The organism is Microbacterium sp. NPDC090014, from assembly GCF_044748285.1.
Classification (GTDB): Bacteria; Actinomycetota; Actinomycetes; order Actinomycetales; family Microbacteriaceae; genus Microbacterium.
In genome coordinates this window covers 382,713-406,368 of record NZ_JBIVFS010000002.1, presented here as the reverse complement: position 1 = coordinate 406,368, position 23,656 = coordinate 382,713, and the positions used below count along the sequence as shown (strand labels likewise).

The window sequence follows — 23,656 nt, the reverse complement described above, 5'->3', positions numbered from 1 at the left end:
GATCACATGACCGCGACTCCCCTCGTCTCCATCGTCGTCCCCGTCTTCAACGACGCGGACGTGATCTCCGACGCACTCGACAGTTGCATTCGACAGACTCTCGCAGCGATCGAGATCATCGTCGTCGATGACGCGTCGACAGATGACACCGCCGCGATCGTCGAACGCTACATCGCGAGAGACCCTCGTGTTCGGCTGATCCGTCACGAGAAGAACGCGTCGGCGTACCACGCACGTCGCACCGGGATCCTCGCGGCGAAGGCGGACCACCTGCTGTTCCTCGACGGCGACGACGAACTCGCCGGCACCGCAGCCGAGGCAGCGGTCGAGAAGGCGACGGCGACCGGTGCGGACCTCGTGCAGTTCGGCGTCGAGGTCGTGCAGCTCGACGGTCGCACCGGCGGGCGGTTCGAGTCGCGCCTGCAACCGAAGCACTCGTCGCTCGCCGGAAGCGATGTGCTCCGCAACCTGTTCCCACTCGATCGTCCCGCCCAGGGGCAGCTGTGGCGGTACCTGTTCCGTACCCGCCTACTCGTCGATGCCTACGCGCTCATGCCCGCAGATCTCGTGCTGCCGAGGGTCAACGACCTGCCGATCACTTTCCTCGCCGCAGCGCTGGCCACGCGCCTCGAGTCGATCCCGGACCGTCTGTACCGCTATCACTTCGGGCGCGGTGGGAGCGGTCAGAAGGTGCGCGATCTCCGCACAGCATCGTTCTACGCGGGCGCCATCCGATCCATCGATTCGATCGAGCCGGCGGTTCGACAGATCGCCAGCACCAGCACGGACTCCGATCTCGTCCTCACGAGTTACGGGTCCGTCCGACGCGCCATCATCGGCTACACCACGCGCTATCTCGCGGAGCACACGCGCTCGGATCTGCGGAGTGCGATGTTCGCCGACCTGTACACGCGAGCGTCCGCCAGCGACATCGTGCAGTCCACCGCGCTGCACTGGCCCCAGGCGATCGACACGCTCGCCGCGCACGGTGACGCGATCGACCTCGCAGCTCGCCCGGTGCGCAGCATCATGCTCGCAACGAACCATCTGCGCACCGGCGGGATCTCGGGCGTCGTGATCTCTCAGGCGCGAGTGCTGCAGGAGTCCGGGTTCCGGGTCACGGTCGTCGCGCGTGAGCCGGGGAGCGACCTCTCCAACCTTCCGGCAGGGGTGGGGTTCGCCGAGGTGTCGACTGACACTCTCGGCGGCGCGCTCGCGCAATGGGCCGAGGTATGCGCGCTCCACGAAGTGGATCTCGTGATCGATCACCAGTGGCAGTACTCGACGTCATGGCAGGCCTTCGCCCTCGCGGCTCGCGCAGAGGGCGTCGGCACCATCGGCTGGTCGCACAACTTCGCCGGTCGATCGCTGCTGCTGGGTCTCGCACGGCTCGAATCCGCCCCGCGCTACTTTCCCCTGCTCTCGCATCTCGTCGTGCTCTCGCCGCTCGACGTCGCATTCTGGAAGCTGCGGGGGATGCCGCGTGTGTCCTACCTGCCCAATCCGCCGTCCTCGAACCTGCTCGCCGCGGGCATCGAGGCCGCGCCTAGGCGCGCACCTGCGGGCCGTCGGGCCGAACTCGTCTGGTGGGGGCGACTGCAGGAACGCACCAAACGGGTGAGCGAACTGATCGACATGGCCGAGCATCTCGATCGCATGGGTGTCGACTTCCGCCTTCGGATCATCGGTCCCGACTGGCGAGACATGACTGCCGCGCAGCTGAACAGAACGGCCAAGGAACGAGGACTGGGCAACCGAGTCACGGCCGTAGGACCGCTTCGTGGCGACGCGCTCCTCGCGGCGATCGACTCCGCCGATCTCTTCGTGAACACCAGCATCATCGAGGGCTACCCGCTCACCATCCCCGAGGCGCAGTCGCGAGGTCTCCCTGTCGCGATGTACGACCTGCCGTGGTTGGCCGTGACCCGCGAGAACGGCGGCGTCGCGACGACGAGATGGGGGGATGCCGAGGCGCTTGCCCGACGTGTCGCCGAGATCGTGGCTGATTCGACCCGCTACGCACGCATGTCGGACGCATCGCTGGTCGCGGCCGAGCGCGAACTCTCCCACGACTTTGCGTCCTGGTATCGCGGACTCGTCTCCGGCACGCTGCCGTCCGAGCTGTCGCCCGAACCGACTCTCGCCGATGTCCGGCAGATCGTGGACCTGTCCATCATGTTCGCCGAGCAGCATGCGGCAACGCGCTCTCCTTCGCGCAGCACGAATGTGCGCAGTGGCGGCGAGGACTCCACGACGAGCAGCCGGGGCACGCTCGCACGACGCCTCTCGCGCAAGACGATCCCGGCGGCGCGGGCTGTGCTCGCGCGCGCGCCGTGGCTGAGACCCGCCGCCGAGCGTGTGCGGCGTGCGATCACCTCCGCATGAGCGCGGACGACATCGAATAGCATCAGACAAAACGCCATATATCAGGGGGAATCGCGAGTGTCGGTAGCAGGATTGAAGAAGACGGCGCGGGCTCAGTACATCGAGGCACGCCGCGTGTACGCCACGGGCGCCTTGCTCAGGAGCGGGATATTCGACCATTCCTACTACTCCGAGATCGTCCAGCTGAAGGGGCAGACACCCCGACAGGCGATGCAGCACTATCTCGCTCACGGCATCGGATCGGGGCTTTCTCCGCACCCGCTGATCGAGATCGAGTTCTTCCCCTCGAGCGTCCGCAGTGCGACCCGCGCGCGAGACGGCGTGGCGACCTTGCTCAGCTACCTGCGCAGCCCCCACGCGCGGACACATGCCTGGGGGCCGTTGTTCGATCCTCGCCTCACCGACGAAGACCCCCTGGACCTGCTCTCCCGTCTCCGCCCCGACCAGGTTCTCCCTGTCCCCGAGGGGTTCGCGGGCGCCGTCCCGACCTTTGGCGAGGCGCGCAGGGCGGCCATCGAGTTCGCAGAGACCCACCGGGACCAGATGGCCGCCGCGCTGCCGCCTCGTCGCAAGACATGGGACCACAAAGAGACTCAGCAGTGGATCACGGGCGTCACTTCGGCGAACGCTCCCTCGCGCGCGCTCGTCTCCGTGATCATGCCGGTTCTGAATCGAGCCGATCTCGTGGGGGTGGCGATCGAATCCGTGCTCGCGCAGACCCATGACCAGTTCGAATTGATCGTCGTCGATGACGGGTCGACCGACACCACACGTGACGTCGTCGCAGAGTACGTGCGCACCGACCCTCGGGTGCGCCTTCTCGCAGGTCCCCACGCGGGCGTCGGCGCCAGCCGCAACACCGGGCTGGAGCAGGCGCGGGGCGAGTTCATCGCGTTCCTCGACAGTGACAACAGTTGGACCCGCAGATTCCTCGAGCTGTCGTTGGCTGCCCTCGACGCGGCTCCCGACGTCGTCGCGTCCCATGCTGGACTGCGATTGCACGGCGACGACGATGTGGCCTATCGCGGCGGCGATGCACAGCTCATCGACCTTCAGCTCGCAAACTCCATCGACTTGAACGTGCTGGTGGTTCGGGCGCAGGCCCTGCAGGAGACCGGCGTCTTCGACGTCACGCTGCGCCGCTGGGTGGATTACGACCTCGTCCTTCGACTGGCGAAGCTGGGACGACTCGAATACCTCCCGTTCGTCGGATGCGAATACGACAACAAGAGTGCCGACGGGCGCATCACTCAGAATGAGTCACAGCACTGGCAGTGGGTCGTCACTGAGCGCAACCTCATCGACTGGGAGGCCACGCGCCGGTCCGTCGATGACCGCGTCGCAGATCGCACGAGCCTCGTGACTGTCGTCGCCGGATCGACAGGGCACGCCGCTCGGTCCATCGACCGCCTCCTGCACTCCTTCGATGACGATCTCGAGGTCGTCATCATCGACAACGGTTCACGTGCTGCGGTCGGTCGGCACCTGACGCTCCGCTATATGAGCGAACCGCGAGTCCGGTACGTCCGCCTCCCGGCGAACAACAACTTCGCCCTCGCGGCCAACTACGGATTCTCCCTCACCACGGGCGCTCAGGTCGCGTTCCTCGACCCTGATGCGGATGCCCGAGACGGTTGGCTCGAGGCCCTGTCGACGAGGCGGCGGGAGCGCGGGGCAGCCGGTGTTCAAGCCCTCCTGGTGAACCGGGACTACACAGTGCAGCACGCCGGCTATGCCTTCTACGACCAGCTGCCCCTGCCGAGCGGGCTGCTCGCGAATCTCACTATCGACGACGCCGCAGTCGTACGGACTGATGACCTGACCGCCATCAGCGCCAGCGCCAGTCTTTTCGACGCCGCGATCTTCGCCGAGCTCTCGGGCTTCGACCCGATGTATGCGAACGGCCTCGAAGATATGGACTTCTGCCGTCGGGCGAAGCGCGAGATGCCCACGGCTCGATTCGAATGCGAACCGCAAGCGATCGTCGTTCATCAGCCGGGCACCAGTGCCTATCGCGAACGCCGACAGGTGCAGAATCGCCGCACCTATCTCGAGCGTTGGCACGGACAGAGCGCACCCGACGACCGATACCGCTACGGCGCTCTGGGTATGACGGTCGCCGGCTTCGCGCCCACCTTCAGCCCTGGGCAGCCGTCGGCCAATCCAGTGCTGCTGAGAGAGTCGCGTCGTCTGGAGACCGCATCCGCGACCTCACCCACGCAGTTGCGCTGGGCCATCAAGACCGGCGTTCCATGCACGCGGGGCGGCGATCACTGGGGTGACATCCCGTTCGCGTCCGATCTCGCACGCGCACTCAGGGCTCAGGGGCAGCAGGTTGTCACGGATCGGCATGAGGCCTGGACCCGGTCGACCTCGTACCTCGACGACGTCGTGCTGACACTGCGAGGACGCCATGCGATCCCTCCGCAGCCCGGGGCTGTCAACATCCTCTGGGTGATCAGCCGACCGGAGCTGGTGACTGTCGACGAGGTTCGCGGATACGACCTCGTGTACGCCGCCTCGGAGAAGTGGGCCGCTTGGATGTCGGCACGCTCCGGTCGAACCATCGAGCCGCTTCTGCAGGCGACGTCGCCTGAACGCTTCCGGCCCGACCTGGACCCGGTCAGTGAGCCCGATGATCTGATCTTCGTCGGAGGAAGTCACGGGCACGAATTCGGACGCGCCATCGTGGGAATGGCCGTGCAGGCCGAAGCTCCGGTCGGCCTCTGGGGCCCCGGCTGGCACAAGTTCGCGCCCGAGCGCTATGTGCGCGACGGGTACCTCGATGCCGATCGTCTGCCGCACGCCTACAGGTCGGCGAACATCGTTCTCAATGACCACTTCTCCGACATGGCGGAGTGGGGCTTCATCAACAACCGCACGTTCGATGCCCTCGCCTGCGGAACACCGCTGATCAGCGACGCGATCGACGGCCTGGAGATCTTCGAAGGTGCCGTGGTCGTCGCGGACTCGGTGGAGCGCATGCGCGAGCTCGTCACCGATCGAAGCTGGATGCCGTCGGCCGAGCGGATGGCCGAGATCGCCTCGAGAATCCGCGCGGATCACTCCTTCGATTCGCGGGCCCGTACGCTTCTCGACGCGGCGCTGTCGCGGCGTAGCTGACGTGAGGGCACGTGCCACGCCTCCACAGCCCGGGTATCCGAATGGGATCGATCATCGGATGCCGGCACGCTTCCCGACCCCCGGCGAGGCGAGTCCACGACTACTCGCCTTCTCTCTCGATTCGCTTGTATAGTTCGTGACAGCGTCGCCGGTCAGAAGACCACCCGAAGGTTCCGCGCCCGTCGAGTACCCGCCCGGTTCGACGAGCGGCTCCGGCGCCTCGACTTGCTCTGACATGAATACCCGCATCGTGCACGAAGACTGGGAGACCTAGTGCGAATTGCTCACTTCGGCACATTCGACGTCGCCAACTACGGCGATCTCCTGTTCCCCCGTCTTCTGGAATGGCGACTCGCAGACATCTCAGATGAGGTCGTTCATATATCGCCGGTAGGCGGCATACGGATCTATCGGGATGTTCCCGTCAGCCGTTCTCTGGCCGACGTGCAGCGAGCAGGAACCGAGTTCGACGCCGTCGTTGTCGGGGGCGGGAACATCATCCATGACAATGGGACCAACCTCGCCACCTACAAGAGTGTGAAAAGCGTGGCGTACCCGCGATTGTGGCTCGGTGCCACGCAACTCGCAACGAGACAGCGGATCCCTCTGGTGGTGAACGCCCCGGGAGTTCCCAAGGTGCCGGGCAGGACGGCCGCACCTCTGATGCGTCGCTTCGCCTCCCGAGCCGATTACCTCTCCGTCCGCGACACCTACAGCCAAGAGGTACTGCGGTCTATCGGCGTCCCGGGAGCCACCGTGGTCCCCGATTCCGCACTGGAACTCCGCGACATGTTCACCACGAGCGCGCCTGCGAACCTGGACGCGCCGACCCGGCTGACGGAGACGTTGGACTCCCGGTTCGCAGCAGTGCACATCAATGCCCGCTACAAGGGCGGCGACGTCGCGTCGCTCGCCCGACGTCTCGATGAGCTATCCGCGACGCTCCAAGCGACGATCGTCCTCATCGCCATCGGTCCTTGTCACGGCGACGACGATTTCGCCGAGACGGTGGCTGCACAGATGCACTCTGACCCGGTCGTGTTCGGAGCGCCGAAGGCCGTAGAGGACATCGCCTACGTGATCTCTCGCTCGTGCGCGTACATCGGCTCATCCATGCACGGGTTCATCACTGCCGCGTCGTTCGGAGTCCCCGGACTCATCGTCGCCAGCCACGCCGCCCAGCACAAGTTCCGCGGGCTGCTTGCGCACCTCGACGCCGAAGAACGCCTGGTCTCGAGCTGGGACGAGGCCCTGAAGGTCCTCAGCGCCGGCGGCCGGCAGACCGCACTGACCCCCGTCGATATCGAGCCGGCCCTCCGGAGAATCGACGATCACTGGGCTGAGCTTCGAGGGGCACTGCAGGGCGCTGCCCGGACGGTCGCTGCCCACTAGCAGCGCGTCCGCCAGGAGGCGGACACACTCGCCGTCGGCCCCGCGCAGCGGGGCCGACGGAATCACACCGCGATCATTGCGTCCTAGTGCGGGGTTCTCGCGGTATCCACCGCTGATCTCAGGAACCGATCGAACCGGGGCTGCTGACCCGCGAGCATGCCGTTCTCGACCAGCCAGGCGCGGCCCTCGATACGCGATCCTTCCGACTCGACCTCGGTGGTCGTGCGACGGAGCGCATCGACCCATGTGTCGACCGAGTTCGCGACGGCTGTCACCCCGGGGATCGAGGTCTCCCGGTACGGCCCGACGGCGCTGGCGACAGTACGCATCCCCAGGGCGAGATGTTCGAGGAGCTGGAGGTCAGACCGGGACGCGTCGAGCTCCGTGCCCGCCAGCGGTGCGATCGCGAAGTCGACTCGTTCGGCGCACTCATGCAGCCATTCGACGGACTGCGGGAACTGCCGAACGCTCTCCGGCGCCTCGAAGCCCTGCAGCCAGGGCCGGCCGTCTCGCAGCTCTTCCAGCTCATCTTCAGCGGTGATGCCGATCAACACGAGTTCGAAGTCGGGGCGGGTGGCCGCGAACGCATCGAGCGCCGGGAGCACCACGTCGAGATCCGCGCGGTGCGTCCGGTCTCCGAGGTACAGCGCGCGGACCTTCCCATCTCGTACCCGCGGACTGACCGGCACGCTCCACAGACGATCACTCAGCGCGGCAGGGAAGACCTCAACCGGAACATCCAGATCCGCCAATCGGTCACGGCGCGCCTCTGTCGACACCGAGAAGGCCGTCGCGCCGCGCAGCAGCGCCGTCGATGCAGGTGCATCCGCGACATCTCTCAGGCGCGCGTCGCTTTCGGAATCGGCCGGCATCAGATCGCCGTCCTCCTCGATCACGAGCGCCGCACCGGCCGCGCTGAGTGCCGTGATCAGGTCCGTGACGGCTGCGGCGGGTACCGCGTCGCGCTGCACGATCAATCCGTCGATCAAGCCCTGCCGCACGGATGCGATCGCGCCGTCCGGTGCGACCCGCACGAAGTCCACATCGCGGGCCACAGAGTTCCGCGTGCGTTCCCACAGTCGGATATAGGTCGATGCGGGGGCTCGCGTGAGGTCACGGGAAGAACGGGAAAGGACGCCGACTCGGAGCGTGTCTGACGAATCGCCTTCCGATCCGGCGAGAATCCGGCGGTAGACGTCGAGGTACCGCAGTGCCATCTGCTTCGTCGTCCACGCGATGCCCCAACCGTTCTGCCAATCGTGGACACCACGCAGAGCCGCCACGCGTGCCTCACGATCGTAGAGCGCCTCCGTCATCTGCGTGAGCAGGGAGGGGGCGTCCAGGCCGTCGAGAACCCAGCCGGCATTGAAGCGTCTCACGCGCTGCGCAACGTTGGGGAAGTCGAGAACGAAGACGGGGATGCCGACGCTCCACATCTCCGTGACGGTATGACAGTAGGTTTCGTCCCAGATCGAGAGCACCGCTCCCGCATGGGGCGCGATCTTCTCGACGAGTTTGCCGAAGTTCTCACGCTTGTAGGCGCCGTGGTAGACGACGCGTGACCCCTTGGATTCGAACTTCTCTTTTATCGGTCCGAGAATGTGCCACTCGATCTGCCCATGGGCATCGGCGTCCGCCATCGATCGCAGAATCTCCGCGCCCTTCGCCGCGTTGATCCCCCCTGGCACCAGAATCCTGATGGGCTCGCCATATACCGGCCGAGCGGCGACGAAGCGGAGGACTTCGAAGTCCCGACCGTGTTCGATGACACTGAACCGCTCGGGATCCATCTCGGGAAAGTGGTAGAGGATCAGGTCGCGGGCGCTGTCCGACGTGGTGACGAATGCGTCGCACATCCGGATCGCCCGCCAGAAACGGTCCTGCCACCATTGCAGCCATTCGCCTGTCGGTGTCGGGTATTGCTGCACCGGCCAGCCGGAGTCGCGGTACACCGAACCTGACCCGACGTACTCGTCACCCAGGTAGGTGCCCCGATCGTCGATCAACTTCAGGTTGGGAGACAAGGCGTAGTAGTCGTGGAAGGAGACGACGACCTTCATCCCGAGCTGGCTCGCGATGCCCGGCAGCGACAGCGAGTGCCACAGCAGATGCCTGATGTGGACGATGTCGAAATCGCACTGTCTGAGCCACGACCCGACCACGCTGTCGTACTCGGGCGAGATGTGACCGATCGGCTCGAGCTCGTGATGCAGTTCGTGTCGGTACACTTCGTGAAGCTCGCCGTCGACGACCCGGCTCAGAGTCATCTCGCGCGAATCGCAGCGCAACACCCAAGGCTCCACGGCGTCGTCGAGCGCGTTCATGAGGTCCGCATTCGTCTGGGGCGTCCCACCCGTCGTCGTCGAGATGACGTAGAGAACACGAGGAAGCGCGACAGCGCTCCTGGACGCCACGGTCAGCGCGACGTGCGCACGATTTCGCGCGATCGCGATCTCCGGGCTCTCTCGGAAAACGCGGATCGCGTGCTTGTATTCGGGGTATCGAGCGTCTACGACGGCCCGGCCTGCGGCGAGCAGCTCGGTCTTGGTATCGCCGAAGCTCTTCGATCGATCGTGGAAGACATAGGTGCTGTCATCGATGACGTGGATCCAACCGGCGCGGCCCGCGCGCATGCAGAAGTCGTTCTCCTCGCCATAACCACGCGGAAAAGCCTGCGAATCGAGCGGCCCGATCTCCTCGATGCAGAGTCGGCTGATCCACATGCAGAAACCGTTGCCGGTGGGGACTCTCGGATACACCCGCACCGATTCCCGGCGGAACGCACGCGCATACGCGATCTCATCGACGCCGGCAGGCAGCGGATTGTCGTTCCCGATTCGCGGCGCCGAGAACGCGCCGGCTCGGTCCGACATGGCGGTCACTGTCGCGGTCCGAGGCGAGTTGGCGGCGGCCGCGAGCATGCCGTCGAGCCATCCGGGCGTCACGCGCGCGTCCGAGTTCAGGAGCACGACGTCGTCGTCCCCTGCTTCGACGATCCCCCGGTTCACGGTCCTCGTGAACCCCATGTTCGTCTCGTTGCCGAGGATCCGTAGCCTCGTCTCGTCGCGGTGGCGAGCAAGCACTTCTCTCACCCGTGCATCGGGTGAGCAGTCGTCGATCAGCAGGATGCGTGCGGATTCAGGGGTGTGAGCCAGGAGACGCTCGATGCATACCGCCACATCGTCCGGCGCGTTGTAGATCGGGACGATGATGGTCACGCCACGGCGCGAGGGCTCCTCGAAGCGGACGCTTCCCCCCTGTGACTGGCGCGGGTGTGAGCTGAAGCGATACTCGCTACTCGTCGTCTGGTCGGGGAACCGCAGCGAGAGTGCGTGCTCAGCACCGTCGGAGATCCATCGGTGCAGCGGATTGATGAATCTCACTCCGCCCTGGCCGTTGGCGAGGCCGGCTTTGCGCAGGTCATTTCGCGGCAGCGAGTTCTTGACCGTCAGATATGGATGGCCGTCGAGAAGCACTTCGACATCGAAGACGTCATCCGGCCAGTTCTCATTGATGGCCCATCCGCGCACGTCAGCGTCGTCGGTGCCTTCGAGGCTGCCGCGGTACGAGTCTTTGAGGGCGGCGGTGCTCACCTCTCTCTCGAGCATGATCGACCCGTCTGCGGGATCGCGGAGCGACACCACGACGGAGTCTGCCGAGGGGCGGAACTTGCCGGTGGGAACACTGAATCCCCACGATCCTGTTCCGGCTCCCGTGGTGAGTTCCGGAACTGCGAGGTCGCACCTGTGACTTGCAGCGACGCGGTGTTCGTTGAGATAGATGTCAGCGACGACAGGGTCGTTCTTGCCGTTCAGCTTCACCCAACCGTTCAGCGCCCGGTTCTTGGGCTCGCGGATGGCACCGCGCCAGGGCGTGCCGCTGAAAGGCGCTGCGAACTCGCGCTCTGCGATCAGTTCGCCCGATCCGTTCGCCAGGACTGCGACCTTCACACGCTCCCCGAACGTCGCGGAGGCGGGGAGTTCCCACACGTAACCGTGCCTGCCATGAGCGTCACCGGCGGAGACGAGATCCTTCCGGAACCTGTCGGCGGGGACGTTCGTCGCGACGAGCACGCCGTCGAGCTCGATGTCGATGTGAAGACTCGAGCCGTCGCCGTCGCGACGAGCCCACCCGAACACACCTCGTCCATTGAACCCGTCGATCACTCCGACCAGTGCTGTCATATCGGCAGCCACACCCCTCCTAGTACGGCACGCAGAAAGAACCTGTCTTTGCGGATCACGAGCCGATGCCAGGATATCGCAACGCCCCGCGCGGCCCCGGTCCCCGCACGCCCCCGTCGCCACGCCGTCATATCGGGCGGCTCAGACCGAGAAGTGCAGCGCGAGCGCGCGCATGTACGCTACTGAAGGCAGACGCGCCTGCGCGCAGATGATTGGGAGTGGCTGGACAATGAGCGACTATGTGTTCATCAGTGACCGGACTGGCCAGGGTGCACAGATCCTCAACAACCGGTCCTCTTCCTTGATCGCGGCGCTCGGATACCGCTCCGAAGGCGCGGAGCTCTTGGTCTCAGCCGACCGACGCATGGCGGCCATGCACTTCTCGCGCTCCACTCACCTCTATCGGGCGAGCGATCAGAGGCACACGGACCTAGACGGCGCGGTGACCCTGCTCAAGGGCCATGCGATCAGGCGCGGGCGGGACGATGCCCACCTCCTGACCGCCGAGGCGATCGCCCGCGAGATCACGGGCGGAGGCTCGCCGACTCTGCGCGAACGCCTCGTCGGCGACTACGGGATCTGTCACTTCGATGGAAGTGACGCAACCTTCGTGAGTGACCCCCTGTCCATGGTCCCGCTCTTCTACCACGAGGCCGGGGATGGGACATGCATCGTCACCACGCGACCGCGTTTGATTCAGGCCCTGATGCCGCACTTGGACTTCGACTACCGAAGCCTCGCCTGGCAGGCGATCGCATTCTGGCCCTTGGGAGAGGACACCCTGGTCAGCGGCATTCGTCGCGTGCCCCAGGGTGGCTGGCTCGGAATCACGGACAGCGGCGTTCTGGTCCATGAGCGCCCTCTCTCTTATCTCAACCGTCAAGACGGCGGCGAGATGCGCGCGGAACTCGCGCGAGATCCCGAAGCGGTGTTGGACCGGGTGGTCGGCGAGATGGCCGGCTCGCTTCGAGCTGTGTTCGATACGGGAGCGAGGGTGAACCTGGCGCTCACCGGTGGCCGCGATTCTCGCGCCATCGCGGCCTTGGCGACCATGACCGGTCCGCTCCCGGCCACTCTGGCGGCGTTCTCCAACGGTGTCCCGGATCACCCCGATGTCGTCGTGGGCCGTAGTGTCGCCGAGGCGATCGGCGCTGAGTTCACCAACAACATTCCCAAGCCCGCGAGCTTCTCCTCGGGAGACATATTCAGGCAGCGCCTCGGCGCGGTCTTCCGCTACGACGGAATGCTGCCGATCTGGGATGGCGGAGGGAGCGCGGGCATCTCGCCCGCGGTACTGCTCCAGGGTCACGTGGGTGAGGTGTATCGGGACAAGTGGTTCAGCACTCCGTACGCTTCTCCCGAAGATTTCGCTCAGCGGATGTTCGCGGGAGCCAACATCGATCCGAATGATCTCCTGCGGGCGGACGCTGCCGCAGACCTCAAGGAACAGCTGGTTGAGCGCGCACGCTATTACGTCGACAGCGGCGCGAGCGTGGCCCAGCTCGGAGGCGTCTTCCGCATCGAGGGCATGCAGTCATGGGAGAGCGCACAGTTCTCCCAGGGAGCATTGTGGGCGAGCCACCCCGTGCATCCTCTCTACGACCCGGACCTGATCGATCTCTCCTTCCTGGCTCCGCCGGAATGGCGAAACGACGAACGTATCCATTACGAGATCGTCAAGCGGAGTCGTTTCGATCTGGTCGACCTGCCGTTCGCCGAGCACGGTTGGCACGGCGGATTGGAACTGAATGCGGGGTGCAGCGCCGTCCACGTGCCTCCCGTGCGGAACACCCGCCAGCTCGTGTCGGCGTCGGGCTGGCAATCTGCCCTGTTCTTCAAGTCCCCCTTGCAGCGGCGCTTCCTTCAGATCATCGACGAATGCGGATCGAGCCCCCTCTGGGACTACTTCGACAAGGAGAAGGCGAGGTCCGCCATCACGGACGCTCGCGCGGACATCCCGTCGATCAAGATGACCCGGCTCTATTCACTCCTGACATCTCTGTGCTACGCGCACGGCTATGAGCTCCCGCTCAAGTTCAACGCCGAGGCGGGAACGGAGACGCTCGAAGCGCGAACGATATTGCGCGCGAAGTCGGGCGCAGCTGTGCTGTTCGACGGGCGTCAGAAAGGGACACCTGTCGATCTCACCGCTTCCGACGCGCTCGACGGCGTTCCCGTAGCGGACGCGCCCGACCTCGTCATCGACGCCGCGTCCGGGAACGACGCCGCTTTTGCGAGGGACACGGACGTCTACGATCTCCATCTCGAGCTGCGGCAGGTCGCCAACGAGAGACGCAAACTCGAAACGGAGCTGCGCGCCGTACGGCGCGAACTGGATTCGTTGCGCAAGCGCGATTCCCCCGCTGTGTGATCAAGCGTCTGATCGACGATCCGGCTGACAACGGCTCCTACCTACGGGGAAGTCCACCGTTGGGGATGGTCGGCGCTGCCTCCGGGCATCGGCGATCTGTCGCTCCGGCGGAATCGCCACTCATGCGATCCGTCGCTCTGGCGGGACCCGGCGATCCGCGAGGAAGGCTCTGGACTGTGCCGCGCGCGGTGAGCTGATGCTTCTCCAGGCCTCCAGGAACTCGGGCTCGAAGGGCTCTGCGATACCTCGGGACGCACGGTACAGCGCGAAGGGCAGGGCGTTCTCATCCGAGTACACGCGGGAGAGATAGCGCTCGGCGTTGCCCGTGAAGATGATGTCGGGCTCGATCAGTTCCACCATCTCGCGGTGATAGAACCTGGTCCTCAGACACACCACCCGGGTGAAGACTCCGCTCAGGTGTTTCAGCATCAGCCGGAAGAAGGAATCTCCGAACAACAGGACCGTCTTGTTGATCGGCGCGTCCGGACTGAGGAGGATGTCGATCATCCCATCGTTGAAGCCGCCCCCGCTGTTGAACTCCTGCACCTCCCAATCGGGGTGGAGCTGGAGCGCCTCTTGAAAGCGCTCTGGATTCAACTTGCTCCCGAGGTCTCCTGACCAACGGCGTGGTCGCATGATCCGGCTCGCCACTCGATCGAGTGCCTCGGGTGCCTCCACTCCGACAGCCGCCACCATCTCGCGCAGGACGACGAGCGAGCCTGTGTGCGACAGATGGGTGTCGAGAGGCAGGCAGCTGTTCGGCTCCTGGCGAAGCTCGCGCACGGGGTAGACGACGCGCGGAACCATCGTCGCTGGAAGCTGCTCGAGATACGTCTCGCCCAACCTGACGACAGGCTGGAACGGAAATTCTTCCGTCAGGACGGACTGCTTGTCCGGGAACACGACATGCGCGTAGCCCACACCTCGTGCGAAGGTGTCGGCAGCGCGAGCCTCGAGATTGCGAGAGAAGACTCGGACGGACTCCGGCGCCGGTTTCAGCTCGCCGGTCGCATATTGGAGAGGCTGCTGATTTCCCCCGGCCAGGAAGGCGACTCCGCTGCTCGAGACCAGAACGTCGTTCTCGATCCGCCAGCTCGGGAGCGTTCCTCGATCTTGATCTCTGGCGTTCATGGCGTTCCTCCGATCAAGATGCTGGTTGTCCAGCCCCCGAAATCCTATCGGCCTGCCCGCAGTCGAACTGAACCCCCACGCTGTTCCAGATCTCGGATACGGCAGCCTCTTCGAGAACCTAGACCGGGATCCGCACCGTAGGCGCGTCCCCCGTCTCCCAGAAGTCCGCGTCCAGCACGCGGGTCACCGGATCGGGCTCCTCGGCCCACGCCGTCGCCGCCTGCACCGGTGACGCGTGACGAGCCGCCGCTCGCGCCGCGTTCTGCCGTTGCAGTTCGGCCGCGGCGGCGCGACGCTCCCACAGCTCGCGTTCGATCATCGTGCGATCCCTGGCGTGGATCATCGCCCTCAGGATCATCGCCAGCAGCAGACCCGCATATCCGCCGACCGTGTTGGCGAGCACGTCGAGAACGGTCGACACGCGCTCGTCCAGGGCGATGCCCTGCGTGAACTCGATCGCTCCGGAGAAAGCCGGCAGCAGGAAGATCGCGAGCCACCAGGCCTTGCGCGCGAGCGCGAGTCCGAGCAGGAATCCGAGCGGCACGAACATGCCGATGTTGGCGACGAACTCCAGCTCGTTGTAGCCGAACCGCTCGGGCACCCCGAGGTTGTGCAGTGCGCGGAGCACCCGCCCGGCGATGCTGTCGAACTCGAGCTGCTCGGGCTGCGGCCACATCGTCACCAGCAGCACGAAGGCGGAGTAGACGATGAGCAGCAGCGTCGAGATCCACAGCCGCGCATGGCTTCGCGGAGGCGGCGGTCCCACGTGGATCTGTGTCATGGTCGCGTTCCTCTCATGCCCGGGGCCGGGCGACGACGCCTGCGGACAGACTCGGGCCATGCTATCGATCGTCGATCGCATCTCGCCGCGAAGTCACCGAGAAACCGCCTCGGAGACCCACTGCCCCGGGTACGACACAGGGGCCGGACCCGAAGGCCCGACCCCTGTGCGAGAAGCAGATGCTTACTTGATGATCTTCGTGACCGTACCGGCGCCGACGGTGCGTCCACCCTCACGGATGGCGAAGCCGAGGCCCTCCTCCATGGCGATCGGCTGGATCAGCTCGACCGTCACGTCGGTGGTGTCGCCGGGCATGACCATCTCGGTGCCCTCGGGCAGCGTGATGACGCCGGTGACGTCGGTGGTGCGGAAGTAGAACTGCGGGCGGTAGTTCGTGTAGAACGGGTTGTGACGCCCACCCTCATCCTTGGACAGGATGTACGCGGTACCGGCGAAGTCGGTGTGCGGCGTGACCGAACCCGGCTTGACGATGACCTGACCGCGCTCGACGTCCTCACGCTTCGTGCCACGGAGCAGGAGACCACAGTTCTCGCCGGCCCATGCCTCGTCGAGCTGCTTGTGGAACATCTCGATACCCGTGACCGTGGTCTTGACGGTCGGACGGAGTCCGACGATCTCGACCTCGGAGTTGATGGCCAGCGTGCCACGCTCGGCGCGGCCGGTGACGACGGTTCCACGACCGGTGATCGTGAAGACGTCCTCGACGGGCATGAGGAACGGCTTGTCCTTGTCGCGCACGGGGTCGGGAACGTTGTTGTCGACGGCCTCCATGAGGTCGAGGATGGACTGGGTCCACTTCTCGTCACCCTCGAGTGCCTTCAGAGCGGAGACGCGGACGACAGGAGCGTCCTCGGCGAAGCCCTGCGAGGCGAGCAGCTCGGAGACCTCGAGCTCGACGAGCTCCAGGATCTCCTCGTCGTCGACCATGTCGGCCTTGTTCAGTGCGACGAGCAGGTAAGGGACGCCGACCTGCTTGGCGAGCAGCACGTGCTCACGCGTCTGAGCCATCGGGCCGTCGGTGGCGGCGACCACGAGGATCGCGCCGTCCATCTGAGCAGCACCGGTGATCATGTTCTTGACGTAGTCGGCGTGGCCGGGAGCGTCAACGTGCGCGTAGTGGCGCTTCGGGGTCTCGTACTCGATGTGCGAGATGTTGATGGTGATTCCACGCTGGCGCTCTTCCGGCGCCGAGTCGATGGAAGCGAAGTCGCGCTGCACGTTCGTGTCGGAGGGGTACTTGTCAGCAAGCACCTTCGAGATCGCTGCGGAGAGCGTGGTCTTGCCGTGGTCGACGTGACCGATGGTTCCGATGTTGACGTGCGGCTTGGTCCGCTCGAACTTGGCCTTAGCCACTTGGTCCTCCTCAGGACGTCGTGTAGAGGTCACCGGGCACTGGATTGCGACCGGATCTCTACGGGTTAGGTTCTCAGTTTAGTAGAGAGGGAATGTGAAGTTGTAGGGGACCTGGGAGCCGGGCGTGAACCCGGCTCCCAGGAAAGTGTTACTCGCCGCCGCCCTGGTGCTTCTGGACGATCTCGTCGGCCACAGCGCGGGGAACCTCAGCGTAGCTGTTGAACTCCATCGAGTAGACGGCGCGGCCCGAGGTCTTCGAGCGCAGGTCGCCGATGTAGCCGAACATCTCGGACAGCGGGACGTGTGCACGGACGACCTTGACGCCTGCGGCGTCCTCCATCGACTGGATCTGGCCACGACGCGAGTTCAGGTCGCCGATGACGTCGCCCATGTACTCCTCGGGAGTACGCACCTCGACCGCCATGAGCGGCTCGAGCAGCGCCGGGTTCGCCCGACGAAGGGCTTCCTTCATGCCCATCGATCCTGCGATCTTGAACGCCATCTCCGAGGAGTCGACGTCGTGAGCAGCACCATCGACGATGGTCGCCTTGACACCCACGATGGGGTATCCGGCGAGCACGCCGACGTTCATCGCGTCCTGGAAGCCGGCATCGATCGAGCCGATGTACTCACGCGGGATGCGACCACCGGTGACCGCGTTGACGAACTCGTACGTCTTCTCGTCGTCGAGGTCGAGCGGCTCGATGTTGAACTGGATCTTCGCGAACTGACCCGATCCACCGGTCTGCTTCTTGTGCGTGTAGTCGTACTTCTCGACGCCCTTGCGGATCGTCTCGCGGTACGCCACCTGCGGCTTGCCGACGTTGGCCTCGACGTTGAACTCGCGCTTCATGCGATCGACGAGGATGTCGAGGTGCAGCTCGCCCATGCCCTTGATGGTCGTCTGACCGGTCTCGGGGTTGAGCTCCGTGCGGAAGGTCGGGTCCTCTTCAGCGAGCTTCTGGATGGCGACACCCAGCTTCTCCTGGTCGGCCTTGGTCTTTGGCTCGATCGCGACCTCGATGACGGGCTCGGGGAACGTCATCGACTCGAGGACGACCGGCGAGGCCGGGTCGGTGAGGGTGTCACCGGTGGTGGTGTCCTTCAGACCGATGACGGCGTAGATGTTGCCGGCGGTGACCGAGGGAACCGGGATCTCCTTGTTGGCGTGCATCTGGAAGATCTTCCCGATGCGCTCCTTCTTGCCCTTGGTCGAGTTGATGACCGCAGCGCCGGAGTCGAGCTGTCCCGAGTAGACGCGGACGTAGGTCAGGCGACCGAAGAACGGGTGCACGGCGACCTTGAACGCGAGAGCCGCGAACGGGTCCTTCGCGTCGGGGTGACGCTCGATGATCGTGTCGTAGTCCTTGGGGTCGTGCGCCTCGATCGAGCCCACGTCGAGCGGGTTCGGGAGGTAGTCGACGACGGCATCCAGCATCGGCTGCACGCCACGGTTCTTAAACGCGGAACCGCAGAGGACCGGGTAGATCTCGGAAGCCACGGTGAGCTTGCGGATCGCGCCCTTGATCTCGGCGACGGTCAGCTCCTCGCCACCGAAGAACTTCTCGAGCAGCGCGTCGTCGGTCTCGGCGACGGTCTCGAGGAGCTGCTGACGGTACTCGTCGGCCTTCTCCTTGAGGTCGGCCGGGATCTCCTGGATCTCGTAGGAGGCACCCATGGTGACGTCACCCTTGGAGTCACCCGCCCAGACGAGCGCGCGCATCTCGACGAGGTCGACGACGCCGATGAAGTCGTTCTCCGCACCGATGGGCAGCTGGATGACCAGCGGCTTGGCGCCGAGGCGGTTGATGATGGTGTCGACGGTGAAGTAGAAGTCCGCGCCGAGCTTGTCCATCTTGTTGACGAAGCAGATGCGGGGGACGTTGTACTTGTCGGCCTGACGCCACACGGTCTCGGACTGGGGCTCGACGCCCTCCTTGCCGTCGAAGACGGCGACAGCACCGTCGAGGACGCGGAGCGAGCGCTCCACCTCGACCGTGAAGTCCACGTGACCGGGGGTGTCGATGATGTTGATCTGGTTCTTGTTCCAGTAGCAGGTCACGGCGGCAGACGTGATCGTGATGCCGCGCTCCTTCTCCTGCTCCATCCAGTCGGTGGTCGAGGCACCGTCGTGGGTCTCGCCGAGCTTGTGGTTGACGCCCGTGTAGAACAGGATGCGCTCGGTCGTGGTGGTCTTGCCAGCATCGATGTGAGCCATGATGCCGATGTTCCGAACCTTGCTCAGGTCGGTGAGCACGTCTTGTGCCACAGGAGTGTCCTTATCTTTTGTGCAGTCGTACTGCGAAGAGGGGGGTGCCCGCCCCCGATGTGTGATCGGGGGCGGGCGAAGCTGTTTACCAGCGGTAGTGAGCGAACGCGCGGTTCGACTCGGCCATCTTGTGCGTGTCCTCGCGGCGCTTGACCGCTGCACCGAGACCGTTCGACGCGTCGAGGATCTCGTTCTGGAGACGCTCGGTCATCGTCTTCTCACGACGACCCTTGGCGTAGCTGACGAGCCAGCGCAGCGCGAGGGTGTTCGCGCGGTGCGGCTTGACCTCGACCGGAACCTGGTAGGTCGAGCCACCGACGCGGCGGCTCTTGACCTCGAGAGTCGGGCGCACGTTGTCGAGCGCCTTCTTCAGAGTGGCGACGGCGTCCTGACCGTTCTTCGCCTCGACGCCACGGAGGGCGTTGTAGACGATCGACTCGGCGAGGGACTTCTTGCCGTCGACCAGGATCTTGTTGACCAGCTGGCTGACGATCGGAGCGCCGTATACCGGGTCGTTGACGACGGGACGCTTGGGGGCGGGACCCTTACGAGGCATTGGACTCAGCCCTTCTTTGCGCCGTAGCGGCTGCGAGCCTGCTTACGGTTCTTGACGGCCTGGGTGTCCAGGGCGCCACGGACGATCTTGTAACGGACACCGGGGAGGTCCTTGACACGGCCTCCACGGACGAGCACCAGCGAGTGCTCCTGGAGGTTGTGACCCTCACCGGGGATGTAGGCGGTGACCTCGGTGCCGTTGCGGAGCTTCACACGAGCGACCTTGCGCATCGCCGAGTTCGGCTTCTTCGGGGTGGTGGTGTAGACGCGGGTGCAGACCCCGGCCTGCTGCGGGTTCGACTTGAGTGCAGGCGCCTTGGTCTTCGAGACCTTGGGCGAGCGACCCTTGCGAACCAACTGCTGAATGGTTGGCACGTTCTCTCCTCATAATGCTGCACGGTGACAGCGTGATGGGTTTCACATCAGTGACCCACCGGCACGCCGGAATCGACGAGCCTTTGTGGTGGTGGGTATGCCGTGGGGGCGGACCGGCATGGTGCCGACGCCCAGCGCGCACGTCGAGACGTGCACACACCTGATCAAGTGTAATGCCGCGTAACGTGGTGGTCAAATGAAGGCCGCTCAGCGGCGGTCGCTAGGCCTGGTCCGAGTCGAACGGGGAGTCGAGCGAATCGGTGAGCTCGGCGAGCAGCGCCTCGATCTGCGGCTCGACATGCTGCGAGATCGCGGCCTGGATGTAGATGCGGTGGCGCAGCAGGATGCCACAGATCTCACGGCCGACCATGTTCGCGTACTCGTCGGCGAGGGCCACCTCCTGTCGCAGCGCCACCTTCGCCTCGTCGCTCAGCGGCGGCAACGGCGGCAGATCGTCGACCGCCTCGTCCGCCAGTCCCGCGATCGTGAAGAGGAACGGCGCACCGGGGACCGGCTCAGGATCGAGCGGGAGGCCGTCGAACTCCGGATCCAGCCCGTCGGCCGGACGGTAGCTGCGCGCCCGGTTCCGTGCGGCCTGCTGGTCGAGCTCGCGCTGCAGCATAGGGAGGTTCCTCGCGGTGTACTCGGCCACGGCATGATCGACGATCGTCTTGATCCGGGTCGAGAGGCCGTGCTGCACGCCGTGCGGCGTGTTCGATCCGATGCCCGCCGCCGACAGGATCGGCGAGCCCAGGCAACGCCGACAGGGCGCGACCCGACCACGATGCGTCGCCGGCTCCCAGCGCGGCACCCACCGCAACCAGGCCTCGACGGCCTGGTCGACCTGCGTCTCCAACGAGCGCTCCACACGTAGAGCGTACGGCGCGTGCACCGCTGCTGCCGAGATTTCGTCTCGACGGCGGGGCGTCATTCCTCGTCGTCGCGCTCCCAGGGCCACTGCGGCTGCTGCGCGCGCGTGCGGCGCAGCGCGATGCCGCCCCAGGCGGCGATGGCCCCGGCGGCCAACAGCACCGCGCTCGCCCCGCCACGGACGAGATCGCCCGCGACGACCGTCGCGACGATCAGGTCACCGCTCGCGACCGCGACCGCGATCCAGAGGACGACCAGATGCGCGAGCGCCGTGGCCAGCGCGACGGCGGGCACCGCGAGGAACGACGGATGCGATCGCCGCAGCGACCCCCAGAGCGACAGCGCGAACGCCACCACCGCCGCGAGCATCCCGACCGCTCCCGGCACCTGCCCCAGGCCAGGGACGGCGATGATGTCCCGGTCTGTGGCCACACTCAGCGCGCCGAGGCCGAACACCGCCAGGGCGAAGAAGCTGATCGTGGCGAGAACCAGAGCCAGGATGACCGAAACCCCCGGGGACGCGGGTCCACGGGGGTTCGGCGATGACATGTTCGTGATTACCTCGAGAGCGTCGGACCGGCCTCGAGCGTGCGCTCGTACTCACGCTGCGCCTCGGCGTTGAGCTCGGTCTTGCGCGCCCCGCTGCGGGCGACCCACGCGCCGAACCAGATGGTCAGCTCGCGGCCGAAGACGAACGCCGCGATGGCGAGCGGGTGGAAGAGCTGGGCTCCGATGAGCTCGCTCCCCTCCCGAGCCGTGAGCAGCCAGAACGGCGCCTCGAAGAGAGCACCGAGGATGTGTCCGCCGTAGGCGATGAGCCCGACGATGATGCCGAAGACCACCCAGAGTCCCCAGCGTCCGCGGTTGATGAACGCTCCGAGAAGCCAGAAGCCGAGGAAGAACACCACGACGGGGACCCAGAAGCCCCAGGTCATCAGCGGAGCGAGAGCCGCTTCGCCGATGTTCTCGCCCGTGATGTCACCCGCGACGGCACGAAGGCCGAGCGTCGCACCCAGGTAGAGGATCGCGAAGGCGACGGTAGCGAGCAGACCGATCGCACCGGCGGTGCCGCGGTTTCCCCGCTCGCGGGGCGGCTCGGGAGCCTGGACGAAGATCGGCTGCTGCTGGACCGGCGCGATGACCGGTTCGGCGGCGGCAGGCTCGGACGGGACGATCCGGGTCTCGGTGTTGTCGGCCGACGAGTACGCGGCTCCGGCGAGAGCGGACTGCTCGTGCGCGACCGGCGGCGTGTAGGCGGGGGGTGCGTCCGCATCCGTGCCGAACGACTTCGTCGTGTCGGCATCCGTGTTCCGCGACGTCGTCGTGTCGTCTGCGTCGAGGTACTTCGGGTCGTTGAGCTCGGGCGTCGCGAAGGTGCCGGGGTGATCCTTCTCGGCGGCTTCGAACGCGGCGAGATCCGGGTCGACGGCGGGCTGGGCAGGTGTCGGAGCCGACGTGTCGTGCGCAGCGTCCGCGGGCGTGCCATGCACGCCTGCACCCGCTGCGGCGGCGGCGTCGAGTCCAGCGTTCGCGCTGTCGACGACGTCGTTGACGTCCTTCGGCCGCTCGGGCTGGGGAACCTCGGGGTCACTCATGGGGGTGCGCCTCTCATCGGATGTGTGCATTGCGAGATTACCGCCGCCCGACCGCACCCCGAGGGAGGCGTGCCGACGTGTCGTGCAGCCCGTGATCGCTAGGGAAGCGTCGAACGGAGGGTGTCGCCGACGAACGATGCGACGACCGGCACGATCGGCATCGAGAACCAGACGAGAGCGCCGATCACTCCCGCGCACAGCACTCCGGCGACCCAGCTGATCGCCACGTTCCGCCCGGCCACACGCGTCATGCCATCACGCTACGGCCGCCGTCCCACGACGGGTGATCGCAACGCCGCGAACGCGACGACCATGATGGCGGATCAGCCCTTCGTGGCGCCCGCGGTCAGTCCGCCGACGATGTACCGCTGCAGGAACAGGAACAGGATCATCACCGGGATGGCGGCCATCACCGCGCCGGCCGAGAAGGCCGACCAGTCCGCGTATCGAGGGTTGGCGACGAGCTTGGTGAGACCGACGACCAGGGTCTGCTGCTCGACATCGACGAGCATGACGCTCGCGATCACGTACTCGTTCACCGTGCCGATGAACGACAGCAGCGCGACGACCGCGAGGATCGGCGCGACCAGCGGCAGGATCATCGTGAAGAAGATGCGCGCGTGTCCGGCGCCGTCGATGCGCGCCGCTTCATCGAGCTCCATCGGCAGGGTGTTGAAGAACCCGTACATCAAATAGGTGTTCACCCCGAGCGCGCCGCCGAGGTAGACGAGGATCAACCCCGTGTGCGTGTTCAGTCCGATCGCGGGGAACCAGTCCCCCAGCGTAGACATCAGCAGGAAGATCGCGACCACGGCGAGGAGCTGCGGGAACATCTGCACGACGACGATCGTGACGAGGCCGATGCGGCGACCCGCGAAGCGCATGCGCGAGAAGGCGTATGCCGCGAGGGCGCCGATGAACACCGTCACGGCTCCCGTGACCACGGCGATGACGAGCGTGTTCAGGAACCACAGCCCGTAGGGGTTCTGCGGGTCGCTCAGGATGCGCACGTAGCTGTCGAAGCCGAACGCCGAGAACAGCTGGTTCGATCCGGTCAGTGTTCCTCTCGGATTGAGCGAGGCCGAGACGACGTACAGCAGCGGGAACAGCGCGAAGGCGCTCACGACGATGGCGACCACATGGCGCCATCCGGTGTCGGCGAACCATGCGCCGAAGCTGCGGCGACGCGGCGCGAGGTTCTGTTCGACGGCGACGGTGCGGGCGGCGGTGCCGATGTCCGTGGTGCTCATG

Annotated in this window: 16 protein-coding genes; 4 read left to right on the top strand and 12 right to left on the bottom strand. The window is 65.7% G+C overall.

The window, feature by feature from the left end:
* Positions 1-6 precede the first annotated feature (6 nt).
* The 3 genes from ACIPV5_RS15335 (at position 7) to ACIPV5_RS15325 (ending at position 6,900) form a co-directional block, all read left to right on the top strand.
* Complete coding sequence (locus tag ACIPV5_RS15335; protein WP_400341742.1) at positions 7-2,385, top strand: glycosyltransferase; 2,379 nt, start codon at positions 7-9, stop codon at positions 2,383-2,385.
* Positions 2,386-2,442: 57 nt separating this feature from the next.
* On the top strand, positions 2,443-5,508 hold the full coding sequence (locus ACIPV5_RS15330; protein ID WP_400341740.1) for a glycosyltransferase: 3,066 nt from the start codon (positions 2,443-2,445) through the stop codon (positions 5,506-5,508).
* Positions 5,509-5,781: 273 nt separating this feature from the next.
* On the top strand, positions 5,782-6,900 hold the full coding sequence (locus ACIPV5_RS15325; RefSeq protein ID WP_400341738.1) for a polysaccharide pyruvyl transferase family protein: 1,119 nt from the start codon (positions 5,782-5,784) through the stop codon (positions 6,898-6,900).
* Between the two features lie 83 nt (positions 6,901-6,983).
* Here the strand turns inward: ACIPV5_RS15325 and ACIPV5_RS15320 are convergent, their stop codons facing one another.
* Positions 6,984-11,084 (bottom strand): glycosyltransferase, encoded by a 4,101-nt coding sequence (locus tag ACIPV5_RS15320; RefSeq protein WP_400341736.1) that lies wholly within the window; start codon positions 11,082-11,084, stop codon positions 6,984-6,986.
* A gap of 229 nt (positions 11,085-11,313) precedes the next feature.
* Between ACIPV5_RS15320 and ACIPV5_RS15315 the strand changes: the two genes are divergently transcribed.
* Positions 11,314-13,455 carry a hypothetical protein gene (locus ACIPV5_RS15315; RefSeq protein ID WP_400341734.1) on the top strand — a complete coding sequence of 714 codons (2,142 nt, stop codon included), beginning with the start codon at positions 11,314-11,316 and terminating at the stop codon, positions 13,453-13,455.
* Between the two features lie 120 nt (positions 13,456-13,575).
* Here ACIPV5_RS15315 and ACIPV5_RS15310 read toward each other — a convergent pair whose 3' ends face one another.
* The 11 genes from ACIPV5_RS15310 to ACIPV5_RS15260 all read right to left on the bottom strand — a co-directional run bounded on the left by ACIPV5_RS15310 (position 13,576) and on the right by ACIPV5_RS15260 (position 23,655).
* Entirely contained in the window at positions 13,576-14,586 is a 1,011-nt protein-coding gene (locus tag ACIPV5_RS15310) for a hypothetical protein (RefSeq protein WP_053097506.1), read from the bottom strand.
* Positions 14,587-14,704: 118 nt separating this feature from the next.
* A complete protein-coding gene (locus ACIPV5_RS15305) occupies positions 14,705-15,367 on the bottom strand; it encodes a VanZ family protein (protein WP_053097507.1) in 663 nt (220 codons plus the stop codon).
* A 183-nt stretch (positions 15,368-15,550) separates the two neighbouring features.
* A complete protein-coding gene (gene tuf, locus ACIPV5_RS15300) occupies positions 15,551-16,741 on the bottom strand; it encodes an elongation factor Tu (protein WP_053097508.1) in 1,191 nt (396 codons plus the stop codon).
* A 148-nt stretch (positions 16,742-16,889) separates the two neighbouring features.
* The gene (gene fusA / locus ACIPV5_RS15295) at positions 16,890-19,010 is read right to left on the bottom strand and encodes an elongation factor G (protein ID WP_053097509.1); all 2,121 of its coding nucleotides are present in this window, start codon (positions 19,008-19,010) and stop codon (positions 16,890-16,892) included.
* Positions 19,011-19,095: 85 nt separating this feature from the next.
* Positions 19,096-19,566, bottom strand: a complete 471-nt coding sequence (rpsG, locus tag ACIPV5_RS15290) for a 30S ribosomal protein S7 (protein ID WP_050722490.1) — start codon at positions 19,564-19,566, stop codon at positions 19,096-19,098.
* A 5-nt stretch (positions 19,567-19,571) separates the two neighbouring features.
* Positions 19,572-19,940: a 30S ribosomal protein S12 gene (gene rpsL / locus ACIPV5_RS15285; RefSeq protein WP_013584051.1), complete on the bottom strand. Its 369-nt coding sequence runs from the start codon at positions 19,938-19,940 to the stop codon at positions 19,572-19,574.
* A gap of 220 nt (positions 19,941-20,160) precedes the next feature.
* Complete coding sequence (locus tag ACIPV5_RS15280) at positions 20,161-20,808, bottom strand: hypothetical protein (protein WP_053099216.1); 648 nt, start codon at positions 20,806-20,808, stop codon at positions 20,161-20,163.
* Between the two features lie 59 nt (positions 20,809-20,867).
* Positions 20,868-21,359, bottom strand: a complete 492-nt coding sequence (locus ACIPV5_RS15275; protein WP_400341728.1) for a hypothetical protein — start codon at positions 21,357-21,359, stop codon at positions 20,868-20,870.
* A gap of 8 nt (positions 21,360-21,367) precedes the next feature.
* Complete coding sequence (locus ACIPV5_RS15270; protein ID WP_400341727.1) at positions 21,368-22,405, bottom strand: ABC transporter; 1,038 nt, start codon at positions 22,403-22,405, stop codon at positions 21,368-21,370.
* 98 nt (positions 22,406-22,503) lie between these two features.
* Positions 22,504-22,656 (bottom strand): hypothetical protein, encoded by a 153-nt coding sequence (locus ACIPV5_RS15265; protein WP_171821933.1) that lies wholly within the window; start codon positions 22,654-22,656, stop codon positions 22,504-22,506.
* Positions 22,657-22,728: 72 nt separating this feature from the next.
* Positions 22,729-23,655 (bottom strand): sugar ABC transporter permease, encoded by a 927-nt coding sequence (locus tag ACIPV5_RS15260; protein WP_400341725.1) that lies wholly within the window; start codon positions 23,653-23,655, stop codon positions 22,729-22,731.
* Position 23,656: the final 1 nt, after the last annotated feature.